Annotated in this window: 20 protein-coding genes; 12 read left to right on the forward strand and 8 right to left on the reverse strand. The window is 72.7% G+C overall.

Going from position 1 to position 24922, the window contains the following annotated elements; translation table 11 throughout:
- Positions 1–220: 220 nt before the first annotated feature.
- Positions 221–3247: a beta-propeller domain-containing protein gene (locus WMF27_RS31945; RefSeq protein WP_437765085.1), complete on the forward strand. Its 3027-nt coding sequence runs from the start codon at positions 221–223 to the stop codon at positions 3245–3247.
- Positions 3248–3315: 68 nt separating this feature from the next.
- On the opposite strand, the gene WMF27_RS31950 is transcribed toward WMF27_RS31945, so the two are convergent.
- Both WMF27_RS31950 and WMF27_RS31955 read right to left on the reverse strand, forming a co-directional pair.
- A complete protein-coding gene (locus tag WMF27_RS31950; protein ID WP_437765084.1) occupies positions 3316–3585 on the reverse strand; it encodes a hypothetical protein in 270 nt (89 codons plus the stop codon).
- Positions 3582–4232 carry an RNA polymerase sigma factor gene (locus tag WMF27_RS31955; RefSeq protein ID WP_437765083.1) on the reverse strand — a complete coding sequence of 217 codons (651 nt, stop codon included), beginning with the start codon at positions 4230–4232 and terminating at the stop codon, positions 3582–3584. Before WMF27_RS31955 ends, WMF27_RS31950 begins: the two co-directional genes overlap by 4 nt.
- 152 nt (positions 4233–4384) lie before the next feature.
- Here WMF27_RS31955 and WMF27_RS31960 point away from each other — a divergent pair, with 152 nt between their 5' ends.
- The 6 genes from WMF27_RS31960 to WMF27_RS31985 all read left to right on the forward strand — a co-directional run bounded on the left by WMF27_RS31960 (position 4385) and on the right by WMF27_RS31985 (position 8973).
- Positions 4385–4741 (forward strand): hypothetical protein, encoded by a 357-nt coding sequence (locus WMF27_RS31960; RefSeq protein ID WP_437765082.1) that lies wholly within the window; start codon positions 4385–4387, stop codon positions 4739–4741.
- A gap of 73 nt (positions 4742–4814) precedes the next feature.
- Positions 4815–5330 (forward strand): hypothetical protein, encoded by a 516-nt coding sequence (locus tag WMF27_RS31965; protein ID WP_437765081.1) that lies wholly within the window; start codon positions 4815–4817, stop codon positions 5328–5330.
- A gap of 153 nt (positions 5331–5483) precedes the next feature.
- The gene (gene grxD, locus WMF27_RS31970) at positions 5484–6410 is read left to right on the forward strand and encodes a Grx4 family monothiol glutaredoxin (RefSeq protein WP_437765080.1); all 927 of its coding nucleotides are present in this window, start codon (positions 5484–5486) and stop codon (positions 6408–6410) included.
- Positions 6411–6559: 149 nt separating this feature from the next.
- A complete protein-coding gene (locus WMF27_RS31975) occupies positions 6560–7951 on the forward strand; it encodes a sigma 54-interacting transcriptional regulator (protein ID WP_437765079.1) in 1392 nt (463 codons plus the stop codon).
- A 64-nt stretch (positions 7952–8015) separates the two neighbouring features.
- Positions 8016–8498 carry a ribonuclease E activity regulator RraA gene (gene rraA, locus WMF27_RS31980; RefSeq protein WP_437765078.1) on the forward strand — a complete coding sequence of 161 codons (483 nt, stop codon included), beginning with the start codon at positions 8016–8018 and terminating at the stop codon, positions 8496–8498.
- A 226-nt stretch (positions 8499–8724) separates the two neighbouring features.
- Positions 8725–8973 (forward strand): hypothetical protein, encoded by a 249-nt coding sequence (locus WMF27_RS31985; protein WP_437765077.1) that lies wholly within the window; start codon positions 8725–8727, stop codon positions 8971–8973.
- 84 nt (positions 8974–9057) lie between these two features.
- Here the strand turns inward: WMF27_RS31985 and WMF27_RS31990 are convergent, their stop codons facing one another.
- Together WMF27_RS31990 and WMF27_RS31995 are read right to left on the reverse strand one after the other, a co-directional pair.
- Complete coding sequence (locus tag WMF27_RS31990; RefSeq protein WP_437765076.1) at positions 9058–10914, reverse strand: hypothetical protein; 1857 nt, start codon at positions 10912–10914, stop codon at positions 9058–9060.
- Between the two features lie 11 nt (positions 10915–10925).
- Positions 10926–11513, reverse strand: coding sequence for a hypothetical protein (locus tag WMF27_RS31995; RefSeq protein WP_437943232.1), 588 nt, complete (start codon positions 11511–11513; stop codon positions 10926–10928).
- Between the two features lie 30 nt (positions 11514–11543).
- Between WMF27_RS31995 and WMF27_RS32000 the strand changes: the two genes are divergently transcribed.
- The 4 genes from WMF27_RS32000 (at position 11544) to WMF27_RS32015 (ending at position 18296) form a co-directional block, all read left to right on the forward strand.
- Positions 11544–12086 carry a hypothetical protein gene (locus WMF27_RS32000; protein ID WP_437765074.1) on the forward strand — a complete coding sequence of 181 codons (543 nt, stop codon included), beginning with the start codon at positions 11544–11546 and terminating at the stop codon, positions 12084–12086.
- Positions 12087–12219: 133 nt separating this feature from the next.
- Positions 12220–14133, forward strand: a complete 1914-nt coding sequence (locus tag WMF27_RS32005; protein WP_437765073.1) for a hypothetical protein — start codon at positions 12220–12222, stop codon at positions 14131–14133.
- Between the two features lie 686 nt (positions 14134–14819).
- Positions 14820–17120, forward strand: coding sequence for a CapA family protein (locus WMF27_RS32010; protein WP_437765072.1), 2301 nt, complete (start codon positions 14820–14822; stop codon positions 17118–17120).
- 267 nt (positions 17121–17387) lie between these two features.
- Positions 17388–18296, forward strand: a complete 909-nt coding sequence (locus tag WMF27_RS32015) for a M23 family metallopeptidase (RefSeq protein ID WP_437765071.1) — start codon at positions 17388–17390, stop codon at positions 18294–18296.
- 18 nt (positions 18297–18314) lie between these two features.
- On the opposite strand, the gene WMF27_RS32020 is transcribed toward WMF27_RS32015, so the two are convergent.
- The 4 genes from WMF27_RS32020 to WMF27_RS32035 form a co-directional block, all read right to left on the reverse strand.
- Positions 18315–19259, reverse strand: coding sequence for an RluA family pseudouridine synthase (locus tag WMF27_RS32020; protein ID WP_437765070.1), 945 nt, complete (start codon positions 19257–19259; stop codon positions 18315–18317).
- 5 nt (positions 19260–19264) lie between these two features.
- The gene (locus WMF27_RS32025) at positions 19265–20731 is read right to left on the reverse strand and encodes a hypothetical protein (protein ID WP_437765069.1); all 1467 of its coding nucleotides are present in this window, start codon (positions 20729–20731) and stop codon (positions 19265–19267) included.
- Between the two features lie 62 nt (positions 20732–20793).
- A complete protein-coding gene (locus tag WMF27_RS32030; RefSeq protein ID WP_437765068.1) occupies positions 20794–22374 on the reverse strand; it encodes a hypothetical protein in 1581 nt (526 codons plus the stop codon).
- Between the two features lie 174 nt (positions 22375–22548).
- Complete coding sequence (locus tag WMF27_RS32035; RefSeq protein ID WP_437524150.1) at positions 22549–23886, reverse strand: Stp1/IreP family PP2C-type Ser/Thr phosphatase; 1338 nt, start codon at positions 23884–23886, stop codon at positions 22549–22551.
- Positions 23887–24148: 262 nt separating this feature from the next.
- Between WMF27_RS32035 and WMF27_RS32040 the strand changes: the two genes are divergently transcribed.
- On the forward strand, positions 24149–24886 hold the full coding sequence (locus tag WMF27_RS32040) for a hypothetical protein (RefSeq protein ID WP_437765067.1): 738 nt from the start codon (positions 24149–24151) through the stop codon (positions 24884–24886).
- Positions 24887–24922 lie beyond the last annotated feature (36 nt).

Here is a 24922-nt window from a genome sequence, read left to right on the forward strand (position 1 = left end):
TCGCCACGGCGCACGCCTTGCGGGCAGGCCCATGACCGCCAGCAGCCCGCCGGCCGCACACTCTGGCACAAGCCACGGGAATACCGGCGAATTCCTTGGATTTTTCGCGGAGTTCCGCGTGGCCCGTTACTTGCTGTGTGCGCCGGGCACGGGACCTGAACAGTGTACGCGCACCGGCGGAGACATGACGCCCTGTGTCTCGTCCTCAACGAGGTGAACCATGACCTTCCTGTCTCGAACTTACGCCGGCTGGCTCGTCCTCGCGACGGCGGCGGCCTCGGCCGGACTCACCGGCTGCGGGAAAGGCTCGACGGGGCCTTCCTCCGAAACCGGTTCGACCGATTTCATCTCTGACAATCCGAGGGCCGGCGGTGGAAGAGATACGGCCGAGGACGGCGGCAGCGCCTCGGCGGGCACCGGAGGAGACGGCGACCCGACCGCGCCCCCGGCCGACGGCGACGCCGAGCGCGCGATCACCGAGGCCGACATCATCCAGGTCAAGGACGGCAAGCTCTACGCGCTCTCGCAGTACTCGGGGCTCAGCATCATCGACATCTCCCAGCGCGACCGGCTGAGCCTCGTCGGGCGCTACCGGGCGAGCGGGATCCCCTTCGAGATGTACCTGCGCGACGGGGTCGTCTACGCGATGTTCTCGTCGTGGACCCAATACATCTACGACGCGGCCACCGGCGAGTACTCCTATGAGCAATCGAGCCACATCGAGGCGCTCGACGTCTCCGACCCGGCGGATATCCAGCAGATCGGCTCGTTCGACCTGCCGGGCGCCATCTCCGACTCGCGCATCGTCGGCGACGTGCTCTATACCGTCACGTTCGAGGACGGCGGTTGCTGGGGGTGCAAGCAGTCGCGGAACACCACGATCACCTCCCTGGCCGTCGGCGCCCCCGCCGAGATCGCCGTGGTCGATCAGCTGAGCTACGACGACGACCCCAACGACTACGGGTGGCAGCGCAGCGTGAGCGTCACCCAGGACCGCATGTACATCGCGGGCATCGAGTGGGACGGCACCGACGAGGGGCACTCCACCATCCAGGTCGTCGACATCTCCGATCCCGGCGGCGCGCTCGTCGAGGGCGCGAGCGTCGAGGCGGTCGGCCAGATCCAGAGCCGCTGGCAGATGGACGAGCACGAGGGCGTCCTCCGCGTCGTCAGCCAGCCCGGCCTCTGGCGGACCGACGCGCTGCCCGGCGTCCAGACCTTCGCCGTCGCGTCCTCGCAAGAGCTCACGCCCCTCGGCTTCACCGAGCTCACCCTGCCCCGGCCCGAGACGCTGCGCTCCGTGCGCTTCGACGGCGACCGCGCCTACGCGATCACGGCGGAGCAGACCGACCCGCTCTTCACCCTCGATCTCAGCGATCCGGAGCACCCCGCCCAGCTCGGCGAGCTCGAGATGCCCGGCTGGGTCTACCACATGGAGCCGCGCGGCGACCGGCTGCTCGCCCTCGGCTTCGACAACGCCGCCACCGATGGCTCGCTCCACGTCTCGCTCTTCGACGTCTCCGACCTCGCGAAGCCCACGATGCTGGAGCGCGTCCATTTCGGCGGCGACTGGGCGAGCTTCGCCGAGGGCCAGGACCGGATCCACAAGGCCTTCACCATCCTCGACGATCTCGGCACCATCCTCGTGCCGTACAGCGGCTGGGACATCGACGAGGCCGAGGGCTGCGGCTCGTACGAGAGCGGCGTCCAGCTGGTCGACTTCACGGCCGACACGCTCACGAAGCGCGGCTCGGCGCCGGCGCGCGGCCAGGCGCGCCGCGCCTTCGTCCACGACACGCGGCTCTTCGCCGTCTCCGACCAGGAGGTCGGGACGTTCAACATCGAGGATCGCGACGCCCCGGTCGAGGCCGCCGACCTGGCCCTGGCGACCGTCGTCAGCAACACGGTCGCCACCGGCGATCTCGTGATCCGCATGGGCGCGGACTGGTGGACCCAGGCCGCGGAGCTCGAGGTCGTGTACGCCGCGGAGCCGGGGCGCGCCGAGCCGATCGGGAAGCTCGACCTTTCGACGCTGGCCTCCGGATCGAAGAGCGACTGCTATGGCTCCGGCCTCATCAGCGCGCAGCTCTTCGCGCACGGGCAACACGCCTACCTGCTCTGGCCCTCGTACGCGGACTCGACGAAGACGAGCCTCGCCGTCATCGATCTCACGAACCCCGAAGCCCCCCGGATCGCGAGCCAGCGCGATCTGCCGTTCACCAGCAACGCGCTCTACTATTCCGGGTACCATGGCGGGATCGTCCCCACGGGCGCCGCCGTGGTCCAGGCAGGGAGCACGCTCGTGCTCCGCAACGTCGAGGACCAGTACTATTACTACTACGAGGACGGCGGCGGCGCCCCGCCGCCGCAGCCCCGCGATCCGTCGCTCGAGATCATCGACCTCTCGAACCCGTCGAGCCCGACGCACCGCTCGCTGCCGCTGCCCGACGGCACCGGTTACACGGGCCTGCAGCTCGACGGGACCACCGTGCTGACGTCGCACTGGGTGCCGCTGTCGAACGACGCCTCCAGGGCGCGCTTCTACATCGACCGCATCGACGTGGCCGATCCCTCATCGCCGGTCGTGCGGACGCCGGTCAACGTGCCCGGCTCGCTGCTGACCTTCGATGGCGCGTCGGACCGCGCGCTCACGGTCGATTACGAGGCGGTCGAGCTCGAGGTCGCGAGCTACCAGGAGTGCTACACCGCGTTCAGCTACTACGCTGAATTCGTGCCGGCGAACCAGCAGAACTACGATGGCCCCGGCGTCTGCCGCGGGACGCACCACACCCTCAAGCTGCTCGACGTCGGCAGCTCGAGCGCGCGCCTCAGGGACGAGCACACGCTCGACGACGACACCCGCCTGGACCAGGTGTTCGTGGGCGATGACCGCGTGTTCATGTACACCTCCGGGTACTACGCCGTGGGCGACGCGGTGGGCGGGCGCGCGTACTCGTCCGGGATCCTCGTGGCCAGCGGGCTCGAGGGAGGCAGCATCGATGTCGCGACGAAGGAGCTCTCGACCCCCGACGCCGGCTGGCCGCGCGCCGTGGACGGGACCCGCCTCCTCCTCGCCGGCTACAACCCGCCCGCGCTCTCGGTGCTCGACGCGGCCGACCTCGACGAGCTGACGCTCGAAATGAAGGGCGAGCTCTCGTCGTACGTCTCGCAGGTGACGATCTCCGGCGACACCGCGCTCTGCGCGCTCTGGTACCACGGGCTCGAGGTCGTCGACCTCGGCGACTGATCCGCGCGCCGCCGCTTCCCCCCCGCGCGGCTCGTCACGGGCAGCGCGGCGAAGGCGCCGCCCGGCCGCTACCCTCCCCCGTAGATCTGCCCGATCTTCTGCACCGAATCCCACACGTACACGCAGCCCGAGCTCAGCAGGAGCCCCGGCAGGATCACCGCCGACCAGGCGAGCGAGAGCCGCGCGCTCGGCGCGGGGCGCTCGGTCTCCACCAGCTCCACCAGCGCGTCGCGGGCGAGGCGCCGGACCGCGTCGGCCCGGGCCGGGTCGAGCGGGGCGACCGGCGGCAGATCGGCGAGGTCCCTCGCCAGAGGCTCCTCTCCTGAGAACGGCTTCATCGAGAACCTCCTCGCGGCTGTCCATCCGTCGCATCCGCGGCGTCCGCGGCGGAGATCGAGGTCGTCGATCCCCACCGCGGACGCTCAGCATTTCGCCTTTCGAGGCGGACCGCAAGCTCGGCGCGGGCGCGCGACAGGCGCTTGCGCGCGGCGTCCTCGCGGATGCCGAGCACCTGGGCGACCTGCGCCGTGTCGAGCCCCTCGACGGCCCCGAGGAGCAGCACCTCGCGGTGCGCCGCCGCGAGATCGCGGAGCGCCGCCTCCAGCGCCGCCACGTCGGCCCGGGCGTCCGCCGCGCCCTCGGGCTCGGGCGCGGCCGGCGCGGGCTCGCGGGAGAACAGCGCGGCGCGGGCGAGGTCGAGCAAGGCGGAGCGGCGGTGGCTCCGGTAGCGGTTCCTGGCGATCGTGAACAGCCACGCGGCGAGATCGGTGTCCTCGGCGAGCCGGCCGGCGTGGCGCGCGACGGCGAGCCAGGTGTCCTGGAACAGGTCCTCGGCGACGTCGCGCCGGCCGGAGAGGCGCACGAGGAAGCTGAAGATCCGGGGGTGGTAGCGCGCGTAGAGCGCGTCGAAGGCGCGCGGATCGCGGCGCCTCAGGCGCGCCGCGAGCTCGGCGTCGGACGGAGCTGCTGCGCCCTCCCTCTCCACGCCGACATAACGCGCGAGGGCAGCAGGCGTGACAAGGAAGTTTTCCGGTCACGGGATCCGCGGCGCCGCGTTGGGGCTCGTGAAGGCCGGCGCGCACGGCGGCGGCGACGAGACGCGGCAGGCAGAGAAGAGCAGACGAGAGGGAGGCACCGATGTTCGATTTCTTCGTCGAGGGCGGCTGGGGGATGTGGCCTATCCTGGTCTTCGGGATGGTCACGGTCGGCGCGGGGCTGCAGTACGCCCGGCGGCCGGAGCCCGGGAAGCTCGGGTTCATCGCGGCCATGGGGCTGACGACGCTGGTCGCGACGATCCACGCGACGTGGATCGACCTCGGCGCGGTGTTCAGCTACCTGTCCGACCCGGCGAAGGTGCCGGACGGCGAGCTCGCGCGTGTGCTCGTCGTGGGGCTGAAGGAGAGCACGCGGCCCGGGTCGCTCGGCGGGTTGCTGCTCGCCATCGCGTGCCTGCTCTCGGCGGTGGGCGTCCTGCGCGCCGGTCGGGTGGCGTGATCCGCGGCGCGGCGGCGGGTCTCGCCCAGCGCCGGCGCTTGGCGCCGGGGCCCGGGTGCGGCACACAAGGTCCATGGGCAGAGCCGAGCTCGCGCAGCTGATCGACCGCGATGGCCTCGACGCCTCGGACGGCTCGCGAGGCCGCCTCGCGATCGCCGTCCCGGCGGCGTGGGCGCGCGACGGCGCCGACATCGAGATCGCCGTGCCCGCCCGCGTCACCTGCGCCCGCTGCGACGGCGGCGGCTGCGACAGCTGCGCCCGGAGCGGCGCCCACCGCGCCCCGGCGGACATCGCCGCGAGGACGCTGCGGCTCCGGCTCCCCCCCGATCTCGGCGGCGGCGTGACGCTCCGCCTCGTGCGCCCGTTCGGCGAGCACGCCCCGCTCGATCAGCTCCTCGTCGAGCTCCGCGAAGACAGCGCGGCGTCGCCGGGCGTGCGCCGCGTCCCGCCCCCGTCGGAAGCGCTCGCGCGCTCTCCGGCGACGAGCGGCGGGCGCTTCCGGGCGCTCGGCGCCGAGCTCGGCGCGCCGGCCGTCATCGCGACCCTCGCCGCGATCGCGGCGGTCCTCGGGCTCCTGCTCGGCCGCTGAGCGCGCAGGGAGGCGGCGCGCTCCGCCCTCGGTCGACGCGGGCGGGGCCGGCTGGAGGGCCTCGCTGCCGTGCTTTGCTCATGCTAGCGAGAGGCCCGCGGACGAGCGCGGGAGCCGACCGCACCGCCACCGCCGCGCAGGGAGAGCAAGCACATGAGCCTCAGCGAGCCCATGCGGGCCAGGATCGCCACCATCATCCGCGAGAGCGATGTCGTCCTGTTCATGAAGGGCACGCGCACCATGCCGCAGTGCGGGTTCTCCGCCGCGGTGGTGACCCTCCTCGACGAGCACCTCCCCGAGTACCAGACGGTGGACGTGCTCTCGGATCCCGCGCTGCGCGACGGCATCAAGGAGTTCTCGAGCTGGCCCACGATCCCGCAGCTCTACATCCGCGGCGAGTTCGTCGGCGGCTGCGACATCGTGAAGGAGCTGCACGCGACCGGGGAGCTCGTGAAGGCGCTCGGGCTCGCGCAGGGCGAGGCGCAGGCGCCGCCCACGCTCCGGGTGACCGCGGCGGCGCTCGCGGCGTTCGCGGCCGCGAAGGAGTCCGAGGCCGACTTCGTCCACATCGAGATCGACCCGTCCTACAACTACGGCCTTTACTTCGGCCCGCGGCAGGCAGGCGACATCGAGGCCCAGGCGGGCGGGGCGGTGTTCCTGCTCGACCGCGCGAGCGCGCGGCGCGCCGAGGGGCTGTCGATCGACTTCGTCGAGGGCCCCTCCGGCGGCGGCTTCAAGCTGGAGAGCCCGAACGAGCCGCCGAAGGTCAAGCAGATCTCGTCGACCGCGCTCAAGGCCCTTCTGAACAGCGGCGAGGCGATCGCGCTGTTCGACGTCCGGACCGAGCAGGAGCGCAAGATCGCCACGATCGAGGGCGCCCGTCACCTCGATCAGGCAGGGCAGCAGTACCTGGAGACGCTCGCGAAGGACGCGCGGATCGTCTTCCACTGCCACCACGGCGGCCGCAGCCAGGCGGCCGCCGAGCACTACCTCGCGAAGGGCTACAGGAACCTTTACAACCTCCAGGGCGGAATCGATGCGTGGTCGCAAGAGGTCGACCCCTCGGTGCCGCGGTACTGACCGCCTCGGCCAGAGGCACGCCCACGACGAGCAGCCGCACTCCCACGACGAGAGAGGCGCGGGCATCGCGCCTCGATAGATTTTTTCAACCACACTGACCGATACCCGAGAGCCTTCAGGGCCGGCGTGGGATCATGTATGCGTGAGGTGTGGGTGCCGACGATCAGTCGACGATCAGGGCGTCCGACACCGCGCCGTCGGCGTCGCCAGAGGGGGCGACGCCTGGCCTGGTGGTCATCTTCGCCCGCGGCCAGCCTGCCTGCGCGCCGATCCCGCTCGAGGGCGGCGCGGTCGTGCTGGGCCGCGCAGCGGCGGACGACACGGTGGTGGTCGAGGACGAGCAGGTGTCGCGCCGGCACGTCCGCGTCGCGCTGTCGGGCGCGGGTCTCCGGATCACCGATCTCGGCAGCAGGAACGGCACCTTCGTCGATGGGGTGCAGATCGAGGATCAGGTCTTCTCGTCGCCCCCGCGCGTGATCCGGCTCGGGAGCACGCTGCTGCGCTTCACCGCGGACATCGAGCCGTTCCAGCGCGGCGGGGTCCTGGAGCACGAGGACGGGCTGGTCGGCCCCACGCTCAGGCAGGTCCGCGAGGCGATCCACCGCGCGGGGATGCGCGGGGATACCTTGCTGCTCACCGGGCCGAGCGGCTCGGGCAAGGAGCTCGCGGCGCGCGCCTACCACGCGGCGACGGGGCGGGGCGGCCCCTTCGTCGCCGTGAACTGCGCCGCGATCCCGGAGGGCCTCGCGGAGCGGCTGTTCTTCGGGGCGCGGCGCGGCGCCTACTCGGACGCGACCGCCGACGCCGAGGGCTATGTCCAGGCTGCCCACGGCGGCACGTTGTTCCTCGACGAGGTCGCGGAGCTCGATCCGGCGGTTCAGCCGAAGCTGCTCCGCGTCCTCGAGACCCGGGAGGTGGTCGCGCTCGGCGACACGCGCCCGCGCAAGGTGGCGTTCCGCCTGTGCGCGGCCACGTTGAAGGATCTCCAGGGCGAGGTCGCGGCGCGCCGGTTCCGGGACGACCTCTATTACCGGATCGGCCGGCCCGAGGTGCGGATCCCGTCGCTGACGGAGCGGCTCGAGGAGATCCCCTGGCTCGTGGCGGCGGAGCTCAGGCGCACAGGCGCGCGGCTCGCGCCGGGGGCCAGCTTCCTGGAGTGCTGCGCGCTGCGCGCGTGGCCGGGCAACGTGCGGGAGCTGCTCTGCGAGGTGAGGCAGGCGGGCCTCGCGGCGCTCGCGGCCGGGCGCACCGCCGTGGAGGTGGCGGATCTCGCGCCGTCCGCGGGCCTCGACATCACGGAGGTCGCGAGGCGCACGCCGGCGCCGCCGGAGATGCAGCGGCTCGCCATCGAGACGGCGCTGCGGCGCGAGCAGGGGAACGTCACGCGGGCGGCGCGCTCGCTCGGGATGCACCGGAACCAGCTGCGCCGGTGGCTCGCCCGGCATGGCGTCGACCCGGCGGCCTTCGCCGGCGCGGGCAGGCGCAAGGGCGGCGCCTCCCTCCCCTCCGCCAAGGACGGCGAGCGCCACGAGCCCTCGTGACCGGCGGCGGATGAGCGGTTGAATCCGGCGGTCGACAACCCAGGAAGGCGGACAGGGAGTCTTCATGAGCTCATCGATCAAGACCACGGATCTGTGCGACGAGCACCCGGACGTCCTCGTCGCCGATCCGATCTTCCGGGATTACGGCGGAGCTCGGCTGTTTCACGGGCGCATCACCACGGTGAAGGTCCATGAGGACAACGTGCTCGTCCGCAAGGCGCTCGAAGAGCCCGGCCAGGGGCGGGTGCTGGTCGTGGACGGAGGCGGCTCCCTCCGCTGCGCGCTCCTCGGAGACAACATCGCCGCCATGGCCCACCAGAACGGCTGGGCCGGTGTGATCGTTCATGGGTGCATCCGCGACGCGGAGGCGATCGGCCAGATCCCGATCGGCGTGAAGGCCCTCGCGACGCACCCGAGGAAGAGCGCCAAGAAGGGCGCGGGGGACCGCGACATCGCCGTGACGTTCGCCGGGGTCACGTGGGTTCCCGGCGAGCTCGTCTATGCCGATCATGACGGCATCGTTTGCGCGCAGGCGCAACTCGCCTGAGCGCCCGCACGCGCGCTTGCGTCCGAGGTGCGGCAAAACGCACGTCCCTGGGCGCTTTTGCCACACCTCGCGAGGAGGGCGCGGCGGCTGCGCCCGGGTTGGATGGGCTCGGATCCGGTCAGGACGCGTGAACGTCGCGCGCCGCGTCGAAGCGCGCCAACTGGCGCGGCCAATGCATCACGAGCAGAGAGGAGCGATCGACACTCGTAGCCTCGGGAGGACAAGAATGGGCAACATCACATCGGAACTGAAGAGCGATCTGAACAAGAGCCTGGAGTCGCTCCAGACCTTGCGCGACGAGATCCGCGTCAGGCTCCACCTTGCCGGCATGGACGCGAAGGACGCCTGGGACAAGCTGGAGCCCAGGCTCCTCGACGCCGAGAAGCTGGCCGAGGACGCCTCGGAGGCCTCGCGGAAGGCGCTGCGCGAGATCGTGGAGAAGGTGAAGGAGTTCCGCTCGTCGCTCCCCTCCTGATCGCCGCGCCAGCGCGGCGGAATCGAGGCGGAATCGAGGCGAGGCGGGAACGCGACGAGATCGCGGTGGGGGCGCGACGCCGGATCAGCCCCGCAGCGCGGCGGCCACGACGCGCGCGACGCTCCCCCACCCTGGATCCACCGCGCAGGCCGCGAGCCTCTCCCCGACGACGTGGGAGCGCCGGTGATCGTAGAAGCCGGGCGGCCGCGGGAAGGCGGTGAGCGGCGCGCGCAGGACGGTCTTCTCGACCTGCGCGAGCATCGCTGTGTTGTGCACGAAGCCGAGCCCGCTCCGGATGTCGGCGAGCGTCGAGCCCGGGTGGCCCCCCCAGGGCGGGACGACGGCCGCGTGCGCGGCGGCGGGCGCCTGGTTCACCGCGATCACGCCGTACCGGAGATCGAGCAGCGCGCGGTCGAGCGCGGCCCCGACGGCGGGGTCCTCCTCGCTCATCGGGTGCACCACGATCGTCGCGCCAAGGCTGCCCCCGAGCCGGTCGTTGCAGAAGCGGGTCGCCGCCTCCAGGAACTCCACCGGATCGCTCGAGCCGACCTCGACGACGGAGAGCACGCCGCCGAGCGGTTCGGTCGAGAACAGCGGCTCGGCGGCGTCCGACGCGGCGAGCCCGGCGATCAGCGTCCAGGGGAGCTCGCCCGGCCCTGGCGCGCCGATGCGCGCGACCCCGCACGGCAGCGGCACGTCGGCGGAGGCCTCGAGGCGCTCGGGCTCGATCGGCGCGCGCCCGGCCGTGAGCGCGGCGTACCGCGCCTCGGCCTCCGGGTGGGCGGCGCGCCGCGGCGGCACGGCGGCGAGCGCGCGGCGCAGCATCCGGAAGAGCAGCGGCCGCTGCGCGAAGCCCCTGGGCAGCACGAGGACGCTCGCGGCGTGGCTGCCGTGCGACGCGCCGCTCACGATCTGGCTCGCGAGGCACCTCGCCTGGAACCAGAGCTCGTCGCCGCCGTAGAGCCACGGCATCACGAGGACCGGGCTGGCGCCGCCGAGCGTGGAGGAGACGGGCTTGTCCAGCAGCCGCGCTCCCGACGCCCGCCGGCGCGCCTGCGTCGGGCCCGGCGGCCCCCAGACGAGCGCGTCGTGCGCGCCCGCCGGGCCGGTGACGTGGACCTCCGAGACGGCGGGGTGGGCCGCGAGGTAGGCGCCCGACGCGGCGCCGCCGTAGACGAAGCGGAGGAGCCCGCGCGCGACGAGCGGCGCGAGGGCGCGCTCGACCAGCGCGCCGAGGGGCGCGCTCCGCGGGCTCATCGCGAGCGCCACGACGCGCCCCTCGACGAAGAGCTTGTGCAGCGCTTCCCGGAGGGGGACGCGGGCGACGTCGCCCGCGCCGAGCACCAGCGCGACGCCCCCTTCGGGGTCGCGCTGCTGGTAGAAGCGCGCCTGCTCTTCCCGGACGCTCTCGCGCGTCGCCCCGGGCTGCATCAGCACGCGCGCGCGGAGGGGCCCGTGCAGGGCGGTGTCCTTCAGGCGCGCCGGGAACACCTCCACCTCGATCCGGCCGTCCGCGCGGGCGCGCACCGCCCCGCGGCCGAGCTGGGGGCGCCCGCGCGCGGCGATGTCCTCGAGCGCCTCGGCCAGGCGGCGCACCTGCGAGAGCGTGACGCAAGGCCCCGCGAGCCACGCCTCCCCGCTCGCCGCCGAGCCGGGATCGAGCCCCCGGTCGGCGCACGACGCCTCGACCTCGGCGCGCGCGGCGGCGAGCAGGTCCGGGAGCGACGAGCGGAGCAGGAAGGCCTTCTCGAGGGCCGGCATGCGAGCGAACCCGAGCGCGGCGTCGCCCAGCGTGGACAGCGCACGATCGAGCTCGGCCGAGGGTGTCTCGGCGCCGCGCGCGGCGCTCGGATCGACCGCCGGCACGGCCGCGGCGCCGCTCGAGGCGGCGCTTCCGGGCGCGAGTTCTGTGACGGCGACGACTTCGGGGACTGGCGGCATCGGGACGGAGATTACAGGCTGGAGATCGTGCGCGCGAGCGCGGTGACGGTTCGCGGCGCGCGTGTAGCCGGCGTGCTCGGGATTCGGTACAGTCCACCGCCATGGATTGCGCTTTCACCACGGGTCTGGGCCCCGCGCGCGCGCCCTTGTCCAGGGCAGCTCTCCGCCCGGCAGCTTGCGGCCTCCTTCTCGGCCTCGGCGCGCTCCTCCTCGCCCCGGCGGCGACAGCGCAACAGAACGCTCAGCCGCTCCCGCAGGGCCAGGCGCAGCCCGGCGGAGCTGCCCAGGCGCCGTCCGGGTATCCTCAGCAGCAAGGGTATCCTCAGCAGCAAGGTTACCCGCAGCAGCAGGGGTATCCTCAGCAGCAAGGTTACCCGCAGCAGCAAGGGTATCCTCAGCAGCAAGGATATCCTCAGCAAGGTTACCCGCAGCAGCAGGGGTATCCTCAGCAGCAAGGTTACCCGCAGCAGCAAGGATATCCTCAGCAGCAGGGATATCCTCAGCAGGGGTATCCTCAGCAGCAAGGCTACCCTCAGCAACAAGGATATCCTCAGCAGGGCTACCCCCAGCAAGGTTATCCTCAGCAAGGCTATCCTCAACAGCCGCCCGGCTATGGTCCGGGCTACGCCTTGCCGGCCGGGCCCCCGCCGCCCCCGAAGCCCCCCGAGTCCACCTGCTGCCGCTGGTCGGTCCGCTACAACGCGCTGGATCTCCTGTTTGGAAAGATGACCTTCGAGGGCGAGGTCGCCGTCATCGGGCCGCTCACCCTCGGGATCGCGCCGTCGTGGATCTGGGGCTCGCTCGAGGACGCGTCGCTCGACACGACCGGCTACGCGCTCGCGGCGGACGTCGGTGTCTACGTCGAGGGCAAGGCGCTGCGGGGCTTCTGGGTGAAAGGCCGCATCGGCTACGAGTCGTTCGAGGCGGTCATCACCCCTCCCGGGCGGCTCGAGGGCCGCGGCGACGTGAGCAGCGTCGTCCTCGGCGGCATGGTGGGGAGCACGAACGTGCTCAGCCGAGACGGCGGGTTCGCCATGTCGGGAGGCTTCGGGCTCGGCGTGGCGCTCGCCGATCCCGTGACGATCACCGCGGGCCCCTACCAGTATTCCTTCTACGAGAAGGCGGGGAAGATCAAGCTCATGGGGTCGCTCTCGCTCGGCGTCGTCTTCTGATCGACGCCCTCGCCTTGCAGTCGCCAGTCCGCGCGCGACGCCGGCCCGGCGGGTGAGCGCGGCGGCCGCGCGGGACGGCCGGCGGCGTCCCTGGAACTTGGCCCCGCGCGCGGCGACGTGGGACTCCTGCACCATGCCCTCTCGCATCGCCCGCCGCCCCGGGCCGGCGCTGCTGCTCCCGTTCCTGGCGGCGCTCGTGTCGATCGCGTTCGCCCTCCCCGCGCGCGCGTGGGTCGAGGTGCACATCGCCGGAGACGACGTGCGCCTGTCGATCGACCGGGCCGGCGCCGCCACGGTCGAGCACAAGGTCACGCTGAAGATCTCGGGCGGGCCGCTCCGCGGGCTCGACATCCAGGGCGTCGACCCGGACGCCCAGCTCGATCAGGGCAGCTACGCCGTGCCCTTCAAGGCCGCGGAGGCGGGCTCGCTCGCGTCCGCGACGCCGGTCGCGATCGAGCTCCTGCCGCCCGACCTCCGGCCGCGCGAGGACGGCACGCGCCGCCCGGCGGCGATGCGGGCCCGCTTCGACGGCAAGGGGCTGAGCCGCGGGGTGTTCGTGCTCTTCTTCCGCTACCGCACGGACCTCATGAAGCGCGGGCTCATCCGGCAGGACGGCCCGAGCTCCCGCGTCTCCTGGAGCGGCCCCGTCTGGGACGACGGCTACGACTCCGCGCGGCTCACCGTCGCGCTCCCGGCCGCGCCCGACGAGCCGCGCGTCGACGAGGCGCGGGCCGACGAGGCGTCCCCCGACGCGCTCCCGGCGCCGACGACGCTCTCCACGCTCCGCCGCGCGCTCGACAAGGACGAGCTGGAGCTGCTCCGCCCGTACGCCCCCAAGGCCGAGCCGATCCGGTGGGCGATCCGCGCCGACGCGCGCGCCTTCCAGCCCGAGCCCGCGGCGGCGAAGCCCGGGGCCGACACGCTCGGCCGCCTCTCGGACGCCGCGGCCGGCAGCCCCGATCGCAGCCGCACCCTCTACGTGGCCGCGGGCGTGGTCCTCTTCGCGCTCTACAGCGCCCTCGTCGCGCTCAAGGCGCGCGAGCACGAGCGCCTCGCGCGCGCCGCGGGCGCCCTGCCGCGGCCCCTCGTCCCGATCCCGCTCGCGCCGCGCGCCGCGCTCGCGGGGCTCGCGCTCGTCGCCGGCGTCGCCCTGGAGCTCCTGCTCAGGGACGGCACGCCGGGCGCCGCGCTCGTGGCGGCGGCGACCGCGCTCGCCGCGCACCGCACGCCCCGCCCGGAGCGCGCCGCCGCGACCTTGCGGCGCCCTGGCAAGTGGCTCCCCATCGCGGAGGCCGAGGCGTTCCGCGAGCCGCCGCGGGCGCGCGGCGTCTACCTCGACGTCTCGACGCGCGCCGGCAAGGCGCTGCTCGTCGCGCTGCTCGCCGGGCTCGGCGCGGGCGTCCACGCCGTGGCGGCCGCCTCGCCGTACCACGCCCACCTGCTGGCGCTCGACGCGACGGCGCTGCTCGCGATCTTCTGCACCGGCCGGCTCGCCGAGCTCCCCGCCGATCCGGCGGCGCGGCCGGTCGCGTTCCTGCGCGACGTCGCGCGGCGCGTGCGGCGCCTGCGGAAGGCGCCCGCCGGCGCCGCGGCCGGGGCGCAGGAGCTCCGCGTCGTCGGCCGCCTCCGCATCCCGGACGGCAGCCCCGACGCCGACGAGCTCCGGCTCGGCCTCTCGCCGCGCGCGGCGCTCCCCGGCTTCGTCGGGATCGAGGTCGGCGTCGTCTACGCGCCCGGCGCCGGCGGCGCCATCGGGCTGCCCGAGGTCCTCTTGCGCGTCGCCCCCGGCTCGCCGTGCGAGCGCGCCGTCGAGGGGCTCGCGAAGAGCGGCCGTTCCTCGCGCGGCCGGCGCCCCGGCGAGCGCGTGCTCGCGTTCACGCCGCGCCTGCCGACCGCGAGGATGACGGCGGCCATCGCCGCCGCGCTGGTCCGCGCCGTGTCCACCCCGCCCGCGGGCGCCATGCCGACGAGGCCGTCCGGCGCCGGCGCGGCCGGGGCGACCCGCGCGCCGCGCCCCCGCAAGAAGGCCGTCTCCGCTGCGGCGTAGCGCCGGGTCAGTATTTCGAGACCGCCGGCGAGGACACGCCGATCAACGAGCTCTTCCAGCTCCTCTCCTGCGGGCGCGTGCACGAAGCGCTGATCGTCGACGCCAGGATGCGCCTGCGCGGCATCGTGACCCAAACCGATCTCCTGGCCGTGATCGGCCGCGCGCAGCTCGCCAAGGGCTCGGCGCTGGTCGGGTAGCGAGCCCAGGGCAGTACGCCCCTATGCGACACAGGCGCGCATCGCCACAGCGCACCATCCATGCGCACGCCTTCACGTGCAGGAACACCTTGCTACGCCGGCAAGAGCACAAGACCACAAGACCGCAAGAAAACTAGAGGACAAGAAGACAAATCGCCGGTTGCTCCACGCGAGCGTCTAGCGAGCGATGATCGAAGCATGATAGTCTCGAGATCATCGTCCTTGTCTCCAGCGCCATCGCTGAAACGGATCGAATCGTGCATGGGTCGGCGCTCTCGCGGCCTCTCCAGCGAGGGCTGAGCGGCCAATCGACGCTCGCGACCCCATCGTCGGCCTTGGTCACCTCGGAGTTTGGTCACACGGCACATTTACACGTTTGCACGCTGTACGTTTTGCACGTGTTGAGCCGGCCCTGAAGGAGCTCTGGCGCCCATCACGCCTGTCGAGGTCATCCGTCCTCGAACAGGCCCCAACCGATCGGGAGCGAACATGGCAGAAAGACCCCTTGTCCGCGTCATCACCTCCGCGCCGCTGTCGGTGTGCGCTGCGGCCTGCGCCTGGCTCGCCGCGGGCGATGCGTCGGCGGCGTTCCAGTTCGACGCCACGGAGGCCGCGTACGACGCGACCTACGCGGCGGCCCCCATCGACGTGACCGGCGTCGTCGTCGACGAGGCGGGGTCGCCGATCGCGGGGGCGGAGGTGACGGCCATCGGCTGGGGGAGCGGCGCGGTCAACCACGGCGAGATCGCGTTCACCGACGGCGCGGGCGCGTTCACGCTGGCGGCGCTCGCGCGGCGCTCGGTCCTGCTGCGCGTCGAGGTCGACGGGTACACCAGCGAGATCGTCCCTGCCGATCTGCACCTGCCGCTCGCCGAGGCGGCCGCCGGGGTCGGCCGCGTCGTGCTGACGGAGCAGCGCGCGGGCCGCGCCCGGATCCTCGTGGGAGGCGACACGATGTTCGGCCGGCGCTTCATCGACAGCGACGAAGACGGCATCGAGGGAGAGGTGGGCGACCTGATCCGCCCCGCGACACGGCAAGCCGACGCGAGCGCCGTCCTCGCCTTCCTGCGCGACGTCCTCTCGTCGGCCGACTACACCCAGGTCAACCTGGAGTGCCCCGTCACTGCCAACCCGCAGACGCCCCACCCTTACAAGTCGTTCACGTTCTTCTCCTACCCCGAGACGGTCAGGGCGCTCGCGCTCTCCGGCGTCGACGCCGTGAGCCTCGGCAACAACCACATGTTCGACTACCTGGGGGCAGGCGTCGCCGACACGCTCACCGCCGTCCCGAACGCCGGCCTCGACTGGTTCGGCGCAGGGCTCGACGAGACGATGGCGAAGGGCACCGTGCTCTACCGGACGCTCGGCGGCGTCGACGTGGCCTTCCAGGGGTTCAACCAGCTCGTCAACGACGGGACGACGCTCCCGGCGTACACGCTCACCGCCTCCGACGGGCCTCCGCCCAAGCCCGGCGCGCTCGAGCTCAGCCTCACGGAGATCAGCGACTTCATGGCGGAGGACGCGGTCGGGCGCTTCGCCATCCCGGTGCTGCACGGAGGCATCGAGTACAGCGACTATCCGTCGTCCGGCATGCGGCGGCGGTTCACCCAGCTCGTCCAGAAGGGCGCCGGCATGGTCGTGGCGCACCACCCGCACACGATCCACGGCATCGGGCTGTACAACGCCGGCGCCGGCCCCCGCTATATCTTCATGTCGCTCGGGAACATGGTCTTCGATCAGGACGTCTTCGAGACGTTCCAGTCGTACCTCGCCGCCATCGACATCGACGAGGACGCGAGCGGCAACCGCGCGGTGCACCGCGTGCAGCTCATCCCGTTCCAGAACGAGGACTACGTCCCGAAGCTCGTGGGCGGCGCCTGGCTCGGCCGGGCGATCCGCCACATCGGCCACCTCTCCACGACGCTGCCGGCGGCGCCCGCGCCCGGCGAGGCGGCGGACGGCCTGACCGGAGCGGTCGTGTTCCCGAGCGGCCCGCGGGCCGCCGCGGCGAGCAGCCCCTCGCAGTACACGACGAGCGATGCCGTCGAGACGCGGACCGTGCCGCTCACGAGCCGCCGCACAGGCCCCCTCGCCCACCTGCGCTCGAACCCGGCGGACTCGCTCGCCGCCGTCCGGACGACGGCCGCCGCGAGCTGCGATTACGGCCGGGAGATCATGCTCTACGGCGACTTCGAGGACGGCGACGTCGACGACACCTCCCACGAAGGCTCGATGTGGTCGATGAGCGAGTACCGCTACATCGAGAACAGCGTCGTCCACGGCGGGACCGGCGCGATGGTGTTCCTGCGCAAGTCGAGCAACACGACCGAGGCCTCGACCTACATGAACAACCGCGTCAAGTTCGAGCCTGGCCGCAAATTGACCCTGACCGGCTACATGAAGGGAAACAACGCCGGTCCGATGCGTGTGCAGGTCTACTGGTACACGAGCGGCGGGACCAGCGTGTCGAACAGCATCGTTTTCACGCGCGCGGCCGGCACCTACGGCTGGCAGCCGTTCACCGTCGACCTGACCCCGCCGGCGAACGCGGGCTCCGTCCGGTTCTATTTCAGGGCGGGTGTGCCGGCGAGCGGCGAGGCCACCTCGTTCCTCGACGACGTGTCGCTCATCGAGTGGGAGGGCACCGTCGCCGACAGCTCCCTCGGGTTCGCGTTCGCCACGCCGAACAACTGGAGCTTCGTGCGTTGCACCGCCGCGGATCCGGCGCTCACGAGCCTCGGCGTGACGATGACGCACCGGTCGTACGCGCTGGCCCCGGCGACGCCCTGAGCGCGCCGCCGCGGCCGGCGAGGGCGGAGGGCGAAGCCGCCCGCGAGCCGCAGCCCCTCGGCGCGCCCCGAGACGACGCGCGCGATCCCGAGCTGGGCCCCGCTGCTCCGCAGGCGAAGAGTCGAGCGGCGTCGATGGCGGCGCCGCATGGATCCATCACAGCACACCTGACCTCGACTTCCGCGCGCTGCTTCGATAGCCTGCGTGTGGGCGCCGCGCCGTGGACTCGCCACCTGCGCGGAGCCCGCGCGCCACGGACTCGCCACCATGAAGCCATCGTCTCTCGCGCCCGTGCTGGCCCTCTCCGCGATCGTCGCCGGCTGCGGCTCGGAGCCTGAAGGCCCAGACCTCGTGTGGCCGATCGGGGGGACGGACGAGATCCAGCCGATGTCGTCGAGCTTCGGTCCCCGCCTGCAGACCTCGCGCGATGGCGTCTACGACTTCCACCGCGGCATCGATATCCCCACCGTCATGGGCACCCCGGTGTACGCGGTCGCCGACGGAAAGGTGATCCGCGCAGGCCGCTACCAGGATTTCGAGGACGTCGTGGTGCAGATCGAGCACTGCGATCAGCCGGGCGCGTGCCTCTACAGCACCTATATCCACCTGGCGATGCCGCTCGTCGAGACCGGCGATCAGGTCGGGCGCGGTCAGCACATCGGCTATACCGGGCTCGCCGCCGGCAGCCTGTTCCCCCACCTGCACTTCGAGATCCGCGAGGGAGGGCACGAGAAGGTGTACTGCGTGCACCCGCTCCGCTTCCTCCCCACGCCGGGCGGGCTGCCCCCGGCGCTCTCCGTGCGCCGCACCGACGAGGACTCCACGTCGAGCGTCTCGGTCGAGGTCGAGGCCACCCTGCCAGGCATCTCCCCGGGCCTCGTCGAGCTCGCGGTGGCGACGTCCAGCCGATCGACCGGGGAGGTCATCGAGGAGCGCGTGTTCAACTACGAGGAGTGGAACCGCAAATATACCGGGGAGGGAGACGCCGCGACCATCGACGAACAGAGCCTCGGAGGCATCCGGATCGAGCCGGCGAAGTTCAACGCGCAGTCCGCGGCGTACGTGATCGGCTTCCGCTTCAGCGATCTCGACGGGACGGCGTCGGCCAACGACCTCCAGATCACGGCGCGGGCGCGCGACGTCGACGGCCACGTCGTCGAGGCGCGCGCGCGCTGAGGCGACGCGGCGCGCGGCTCAGGCCTCGCCGACCAGCGCCGCCATGTCCGCGGGCAGCGGCGACGTCACCACGAACGCAGGCACCGCGTCGCTGCCGCCCCACCCGATGTAGTGCGCGTGCAGCGCGTGGCGGCTGAGCCCCTCCACCGCGGGCCCGCCGTAGAGCACGTCGCCGGCCAGCGGGTGCCCCACCGACGCGAAGTGCGCCCGTATCTGGTGCCGCAGCGCCCGCGGCGCCCGCGCCTCGACGAGCTCCCAGAGCCCCACCTGCCGCACGCGCTTGTACGTCGTCGCGGCCGGCCTCGGGGCGTACCGCGCCACGTCGCGCGGGTGGATGCAGGGGTAGACCCGCTTCTTGTCCTTCGGGTGCGGCGCGAGCGGCACCTCGATCGAGCCCATCTCGGGAAGATCGCCGATCTGACAGATCAGCAGGTAGCGCTTGTCGAGCCGCCCCTCCTTCAGCCCGGCGCCGAGCGCCGCGAACGCAGCGGCCGTTCGCGCCGCGAGCACGAGGCCGCTCGTGTCCGTGTCCAGCCGGTGGCACAGCCCCGGCTCCCGCGGAGAGAAGCCGATGCCCGCCATCTCGGGATACCGCGCCACGAGCGCGTTCGCGACCGTCCCGCGCTCGCCCGGCTGGAGCGGCGCCGTCGGCACCCCGGCGGGCTTGTTCACCACCACCAGGTCGTCGCGCTCGAGCACCACGTCGAGCGGCGCGGAAGGATCCGGCGTCGCCGCGCCGGAGGCCTCCGTCGGCTCGACGTCGACCTCCAGCACCTCGCCGGCCGCCGCCACGTCGCCCTTCGACGCGCGCCGGCCGGCGCCGCTCTTCCCCACGCCGAGGACGCGCACGCGCCCCTCGGAGAACAGCCGCTTCGCGCCCGCACGCCCCAGCCCGGGGAGAAGCTGCACGAGCAGCTTGTCGAGGCGCGTCCCTGCATCCAGCTCGGTGATCGTGATCTTCATAGCTCCTACGGAATCGCCCCCTGCCACCCGAGGCCGAGCGCGGGCGCTCGCCGGCTCCCGACCACGCTCTCTCCTATCACTCCCAACATGGGCAGGCCGAACCGGTTCCACGAGGGGCCTGCGCTGCGGGCTCCGGCGCCGGCAGGGCGGGTCACGCACCACGCGACGCCCGCCCCGAGCAGAAAGCCCGCGGCCGTGGCGCCGACCCAGGCCCGCTGCTGCGCCTCGGTCGGGGACTCGAACACGAGCGGGCTGGCCAGCGCGGCGGCGCCCAGCCCGCCGAGCATCGCGCCCACGTCGATCGCCAGGATCTCCGACGGCGTGACGTCGAGCTGCGTGGCCGCCGCGGCCGCCGCCAGCCAGCCGAGCGCCGCGCCGTAGCCCATTCCCGCGATCGGCGTCCGCTGCACGTCGCCCCGCCCCGCCCACTCGACGAGCCCGCCCAGCATGAGCCCCAGCCCGCCGCCCGACTGCGCCATCAGCGCGCCGCCCTCGGACATCCGGCCCAGCGAGAGCCCGAGCGCCGCCAGCGTGATCCCGGCGGTCCCGCCGATCAGCCCGGACGCCCAGCGCTCCTGGGCCGGATCCGCCGCGTGCTGCGCGAAGCGGCCCTGGTAGATCAGGTGCCCCGCGATCGTCGGCCACCACGTGCCGGACCCGAGGTACCACGCGTCGGCCACGCCGACGTCCCACTCCTCCGCGATGATGATCGCGCCGCCGAGCCCGATGCCGGCGCCGACCGCCAGGAGCGGATAGAGCAGGCGCGGATCGTCCGAGCCGCTCGATCGCTGGATCGAGAAGCCCACGAGGCCTCCGTAGAGCGTCGCGTTGGCCGCGAGCGTCGCCTTGCCCATGCTGCGCGCCGGCGTGGCGAGGCGCCCGCGGCACCGCTCGGGGCACGGCGCCTCGCGGGCCGACGCACGGGCCGCGGCGGCGCCGGCGTCGAGCTCGGCCAGGAGATCGCGGAGCATCACCGCGGCGCGCACCGCGAGGTCGTCCCGCGCGACGCGCTCGACCCGCACCCTCAGCGACCTCGATCCGCCGGACGCAACGGCGAGCCTGAGCTCCACCTCGTCGCCGCGCAGCTCGAGGCTCGGCGCGATGAGGAGCTCGTCGCCGGAGCGCGCGCGCTCGATGAGCTCGGCCTCGTCGGGGCGCGATCGCGAGGCGACGCGGCCCGCCAGATCCACCGACAGGCCGAGGTCCTGCGCCGTGTCCGACAGGAGCGCGTCGAGCGCGCTGGCGAGCGGCGCGGCGCGCTCGTCGGCCCCGGGCGCGACCGCGGTCGCGAGCACCACGGCCGATCGCGACGGCCGATCGGGTCGCGGCGGCTGCGCCGGTCGCTCGTCTCCCCCGGAGCGCGCAGGCAACGCCGCGTCTTCAGGCTGAGCCGACGCTGGCAGCGCCGCGGCGAGCGCCGCGGCGAGCGCCAGGGCGCCCGCGCCGCCGCGGAGGTGCCAGGGGTCGATCATGGGGTTGCTGCTTCGGCCAGAGGCGGCGCTCGCCGCGGTGGCCACGCCGCTCGGGGCGTCGATCAGAACATGAACGTGCCGCTCGCGAAGAGGTCGAACGTGTTGCTGTCGTTGACGTAGAAGCGGCGGCCGACCGCGTTGATGGTCGGGCGGTAGTTGGGGTTCGGGCTGCCGGTGACGGTGAGGCGCCCGTCCGCGTCCTGGCGGCGGCAAGGCCCTGCCGCCCCGAGGCTGTCCTTGAACTGGGAGTTGCACGGCTGGTCGCCGCCGATGCCGTGCCCCCCGTCGTGGCGGAAGCCCGCGCCGATCTGGAACTTCACGAGCTCGGCCGCCCGCCACGTCACGCTCGCCGAGGCGCGGTACGAGCCGTACGGCTGGACGTCGCTGAGCCCCGTGAAGTACGTGCGCTGCGAGCCCACGTCGACGATCGACGGCGAGCAGGCCCTCGCATCGCCCGTCCTGCACAGGCTCGGGTCGTACGCGTCGTTGTCGCGGAACGCCGCCCACTGCGGCTGGCGCAGCGAGCCCGCGTCGCTCGAGCCCAGCGCGTCGAACAGCTCCGAGTAGTCGCGCCCCTCGGAGTGGTACTCGCCGGTGAAGCGCAGATCGAGCGTGAGCCCGGTGTACTTCTCGCGGTTCTCCCAGGGGACGATCAGCACGCCGAGCATCACGCTGCCGACGAGCGGCGGGTGGTTCACCAGCGACGTCTTCAGGTCGGTGAGGCCGTAGTCGCTCGACTCCTGCTGGAACTCGAACAGCGCCTTGAACCCGCCGTACGGCTCGACGTACTTGATCCGCTTCGACAGGTACGTGTGGACCTCGAGGCCGATGGTGCCGCGCGACACGCCGGGGTCGCGCTGGGCGACGCTCTGCCCATCGAACTCGCTGTCGCTGCTGTTGTTCCGGTTGACGTCCGTCGGATCGGCGCACTTCACCTGGCCGCTCTTCGGCGACTCGGTGCAGGCGTGCATCGGCTCGCTCACGGGGAAGCGCCCCTCGATCCCGAACAGCCAGGTCGGCTTCGTCCGGTCGCGCGCCTGGTTCATGATGTTCACGTCGAGGCCGACGGCGAGGTACTCGATGCCGCTCCGGTTCGGCGACGTGAAGGGCATCTGGAACAGCTGCTCCCCGGGGGCCCCCGCGAGCGCGACGGCCTGCGCCTCCGCCCCGGCGCTGCCGTTGAGATCGGTGAGCTCGCGCGCGTGGTTCAGGATGAGCGGCATCCTGAGGTAGAGCGCCAGGTCCCGGTAGAGGCCGACGTCGAGGCGCAAGTTGAGCTTCGACGTCGCCTCGTTGTAGGTCGCCACGTTGAGCAGGTTCGACGTGTAGCCGCCCGACGACAGCCCCGGCCCGGCGATGCTCGTCTCGCGCCGGATCTTCGCGCTCTTCGACGCGTACTCGAAGCCGAAGCTGAAGTTCAAATCAAAGGTGTCGCCGTCGTCGAAGGCGTCGACGACGCTCGTGATCTCGCCGGTCTCCATCATGAGCCGCGGCTCGGTGGCGCTCCGCGGCTCGTCGGCGGCCGCGGGGGACGCCGCGAGGAGAGCCGCCGCTAGGGCCGCGAGCGACGCGAACGCCGAGCCCCCAGCCACGTTGATGGCGACGCGAGCGAGATGGCCTTCGCAGTACCTTCTGCCGTGCATGCTCATGGTTATCCGTCGGACGGACGCTACCGGCCGGGGTAGGAGGGTGTCAATCCGCGAATCGCTCGCCCGGCTCGCGCGGCCCCGCCCCGCCGCTCACGCCGCAGCAATCCCGCTCCGTTTCGCTCCGTTCCGCGCGGCCGCGGCCGCGGGGGCGCGGCCGCGGGGCGCCGTTCAGCGCGCCGAGGAGCGCTCCTCGGGGGCGAACGGGCTCTTCCCCTCCTCGCTGTCGGGGAAGATCTCGCTCGTGATGTCCTCCGCGGCGAGCTCCTCGCGGGCGGTGCTCAGGTCGCGCGACGTCTGGTCGAGCCGGTCGGCGAGCACCCCCAGGAACTGCCAGAGCAGCTTCACGGCGAGCTCGTGCTCCTTGCGGAGGATCTCGAAGAAATCGGCGCGCCGGACGGCGATGAGCTCGCTCTGCTCCACGGCCGAGACGGTGGCCGAGCGCGGCATGCTGCGGATGAGGGCCATCTCGCCGAAGTGCTCGCCCGGGCCGACCTCGCTCAGCACCGATTCGCCGCGGATGATCCGGACGAGGCCCGAGAGCACGATGAAGAGCTCGTCGCCGCGATCGCCCTCGCGCACCACGATCTGGTCGGGCTCGAACGAGAGCACCTCGGCGACCTGCATGACCCGGAGCATCTCGCGCTCCTGCAGGCGCGCGAAGAGCGGCATCTTCGCGAGCACGTCGCGCTTCAGCGCGAGCAGCCGGGCGCGGACGCTGTCGCGGTGGTCGCCCTGGCCGAGCCGGACGAGGATCGCGGTGATGTTGTCCTTGCCGCCCTTCCTGTTCGCGAGATCGATGAGGCCGTTCGCGGCGACCTCGCCGTTCTCCTCCTCGAAGAACGGCTCGAGCTCCGCGGTGTGCGCGATGTACCCGTGGAGCCCGTCCGACGCGAGGAGGAACTGGTCGCCCGGGAGCACCTCGATCGTGAGCGTGTCGACCTCGACGCGCTCGTACACGCCGACGGCGCGCGTGATCGCGTTCTTCTGCGCGACCTTCTCGATCTGATCGCGCGTGAGCTTCCCGCGCTTGATGAGCTCGTTGTAGACGGTGTGGTCCTCGGTGACCTGCTGGATGCGGCCCTCGCGGAGGAGGTAGATGCGGCTGTCGCCGACGTGCGCGATGTAGCCGTGCGAGCCGGCGATGAGGAGCGCGGAGAGCGTCGTGCCCATGCCGCGCTTCGTCGTGTCGGCCTTCGCCTCCTCGTGGATCCGGGCGCACGCGCGCTGGACGGCGTGCTCGAGCAGGCTGAGGACCTCCTTCATCGCGGCGCGCCGCACGTTGCTGCGCGCCTGGTTCTCGATGAGGTCCCGCTCCTTCTTCAGCTCCTCGTGGATGATGCGGACGGCGAGGGCGCTCGCGACCTCGCCTGCGGCGTGTCCGCCCATCCCGTCGGCGACCACGAAGAGCGCGAGCTTCTTGTCGACGAGGTAGTTGTCCTCGTTGTGGTCCCGCATGCGGCCGACGTCGGTCGCCGCATAAAACCTGATGTTTTCGGACAGGCCCATCGGTTCGGGCAGGCTAGCCGAGGGCGCGGGAGGAAATCACTACCGATTGCGCCCACCGCGAACTAGACGGTGGAGGACGTCGACGGACGACCTCCTCCCGTCCATCGCGCCCTCGCCGCGCCCGGGGCGTGCCGCTGGCGTACGGCGCGTGCGGCGCGCTGCGTGCGGCGTCGGGAGACGCTCGGGGGGCGGGTGGGGAATCGACCGCGTGGCCGCGGTTGCGAGCGGCGGTACATTCGGAGCGCGTAGAATGGGGGGTTGAATGCGGCTCGTTCTCTTCGATAACACCGACGTCGGGTGGGGTAACGCGCGGCGGGCGAACGGCGCGAGGCGGCGCGATGGCGCGGCGGCGCGCGCGCACCCAGCGGCGGCCGACTCCGCCGGTTCCGCCGAGACCGGGGACCTCGAGGTCCTGGGCGAGGCCGTGGGCGCGACGATCGGGCTCACGCCGATCTGGCGCGCCGGCGCGCTGCTGCACCGCATGACGGGCGCGGCCGACGCGTGGCAGTCCGCCACGAGCTGGGCCGAGGCGCTCGGCTGGGCGGCGCGCGCGGCGCGGGAGCGCGGCCGGAAGATCGCGTCGCTGCAGGCCTGGGGGCACGGCGGCTGGGGGTACATGCGCATGGGCGCGACGCGGCTCGACGAAGCCGCGCTCCGGCCCGGCTCGCCGCTCGATGAGGCGCTCGACGCCGTGAGGGCCGAGCTCGCGGGGCCGGACGCCCTCGTGTGGCTCCGCTGCTGCAGCGCCTTCGGCCACACCGGCCAGTCCTTCGCGCAGGCGCTCGCGAGGCGGCTCGGCTGCCGCGTCGCGGGGCATACGTACATCATCGCGTTCTACCAGAGCGGGACGCACTCCCTGCGCCCGGGCGAGACGCCGTCGTGGGATCCACGCGAGGGCGTGCGCTTCGACGGCGGGGTGCCGACCGGCGCCAAGTGGTCGTCGCGCGGGGCGCCGAACACCGTCTCGTGCCTCGCGGGCGATCTCCCGCAGAGCTACTGACGTCGAAGGCGCGGGGGAGGCCCCGCCCGCTCGGGC

Origin of the sequence: Sorangium sp. So ce281, assembly GCF_051527395.1 — a bacterium.
Taxonomy (GTDB): Bacteria; Myxococcota_A; Polyangia; order Polyangiales; family Polyangiaceae; genus Sorangium; species Sorangium cellulosum_B.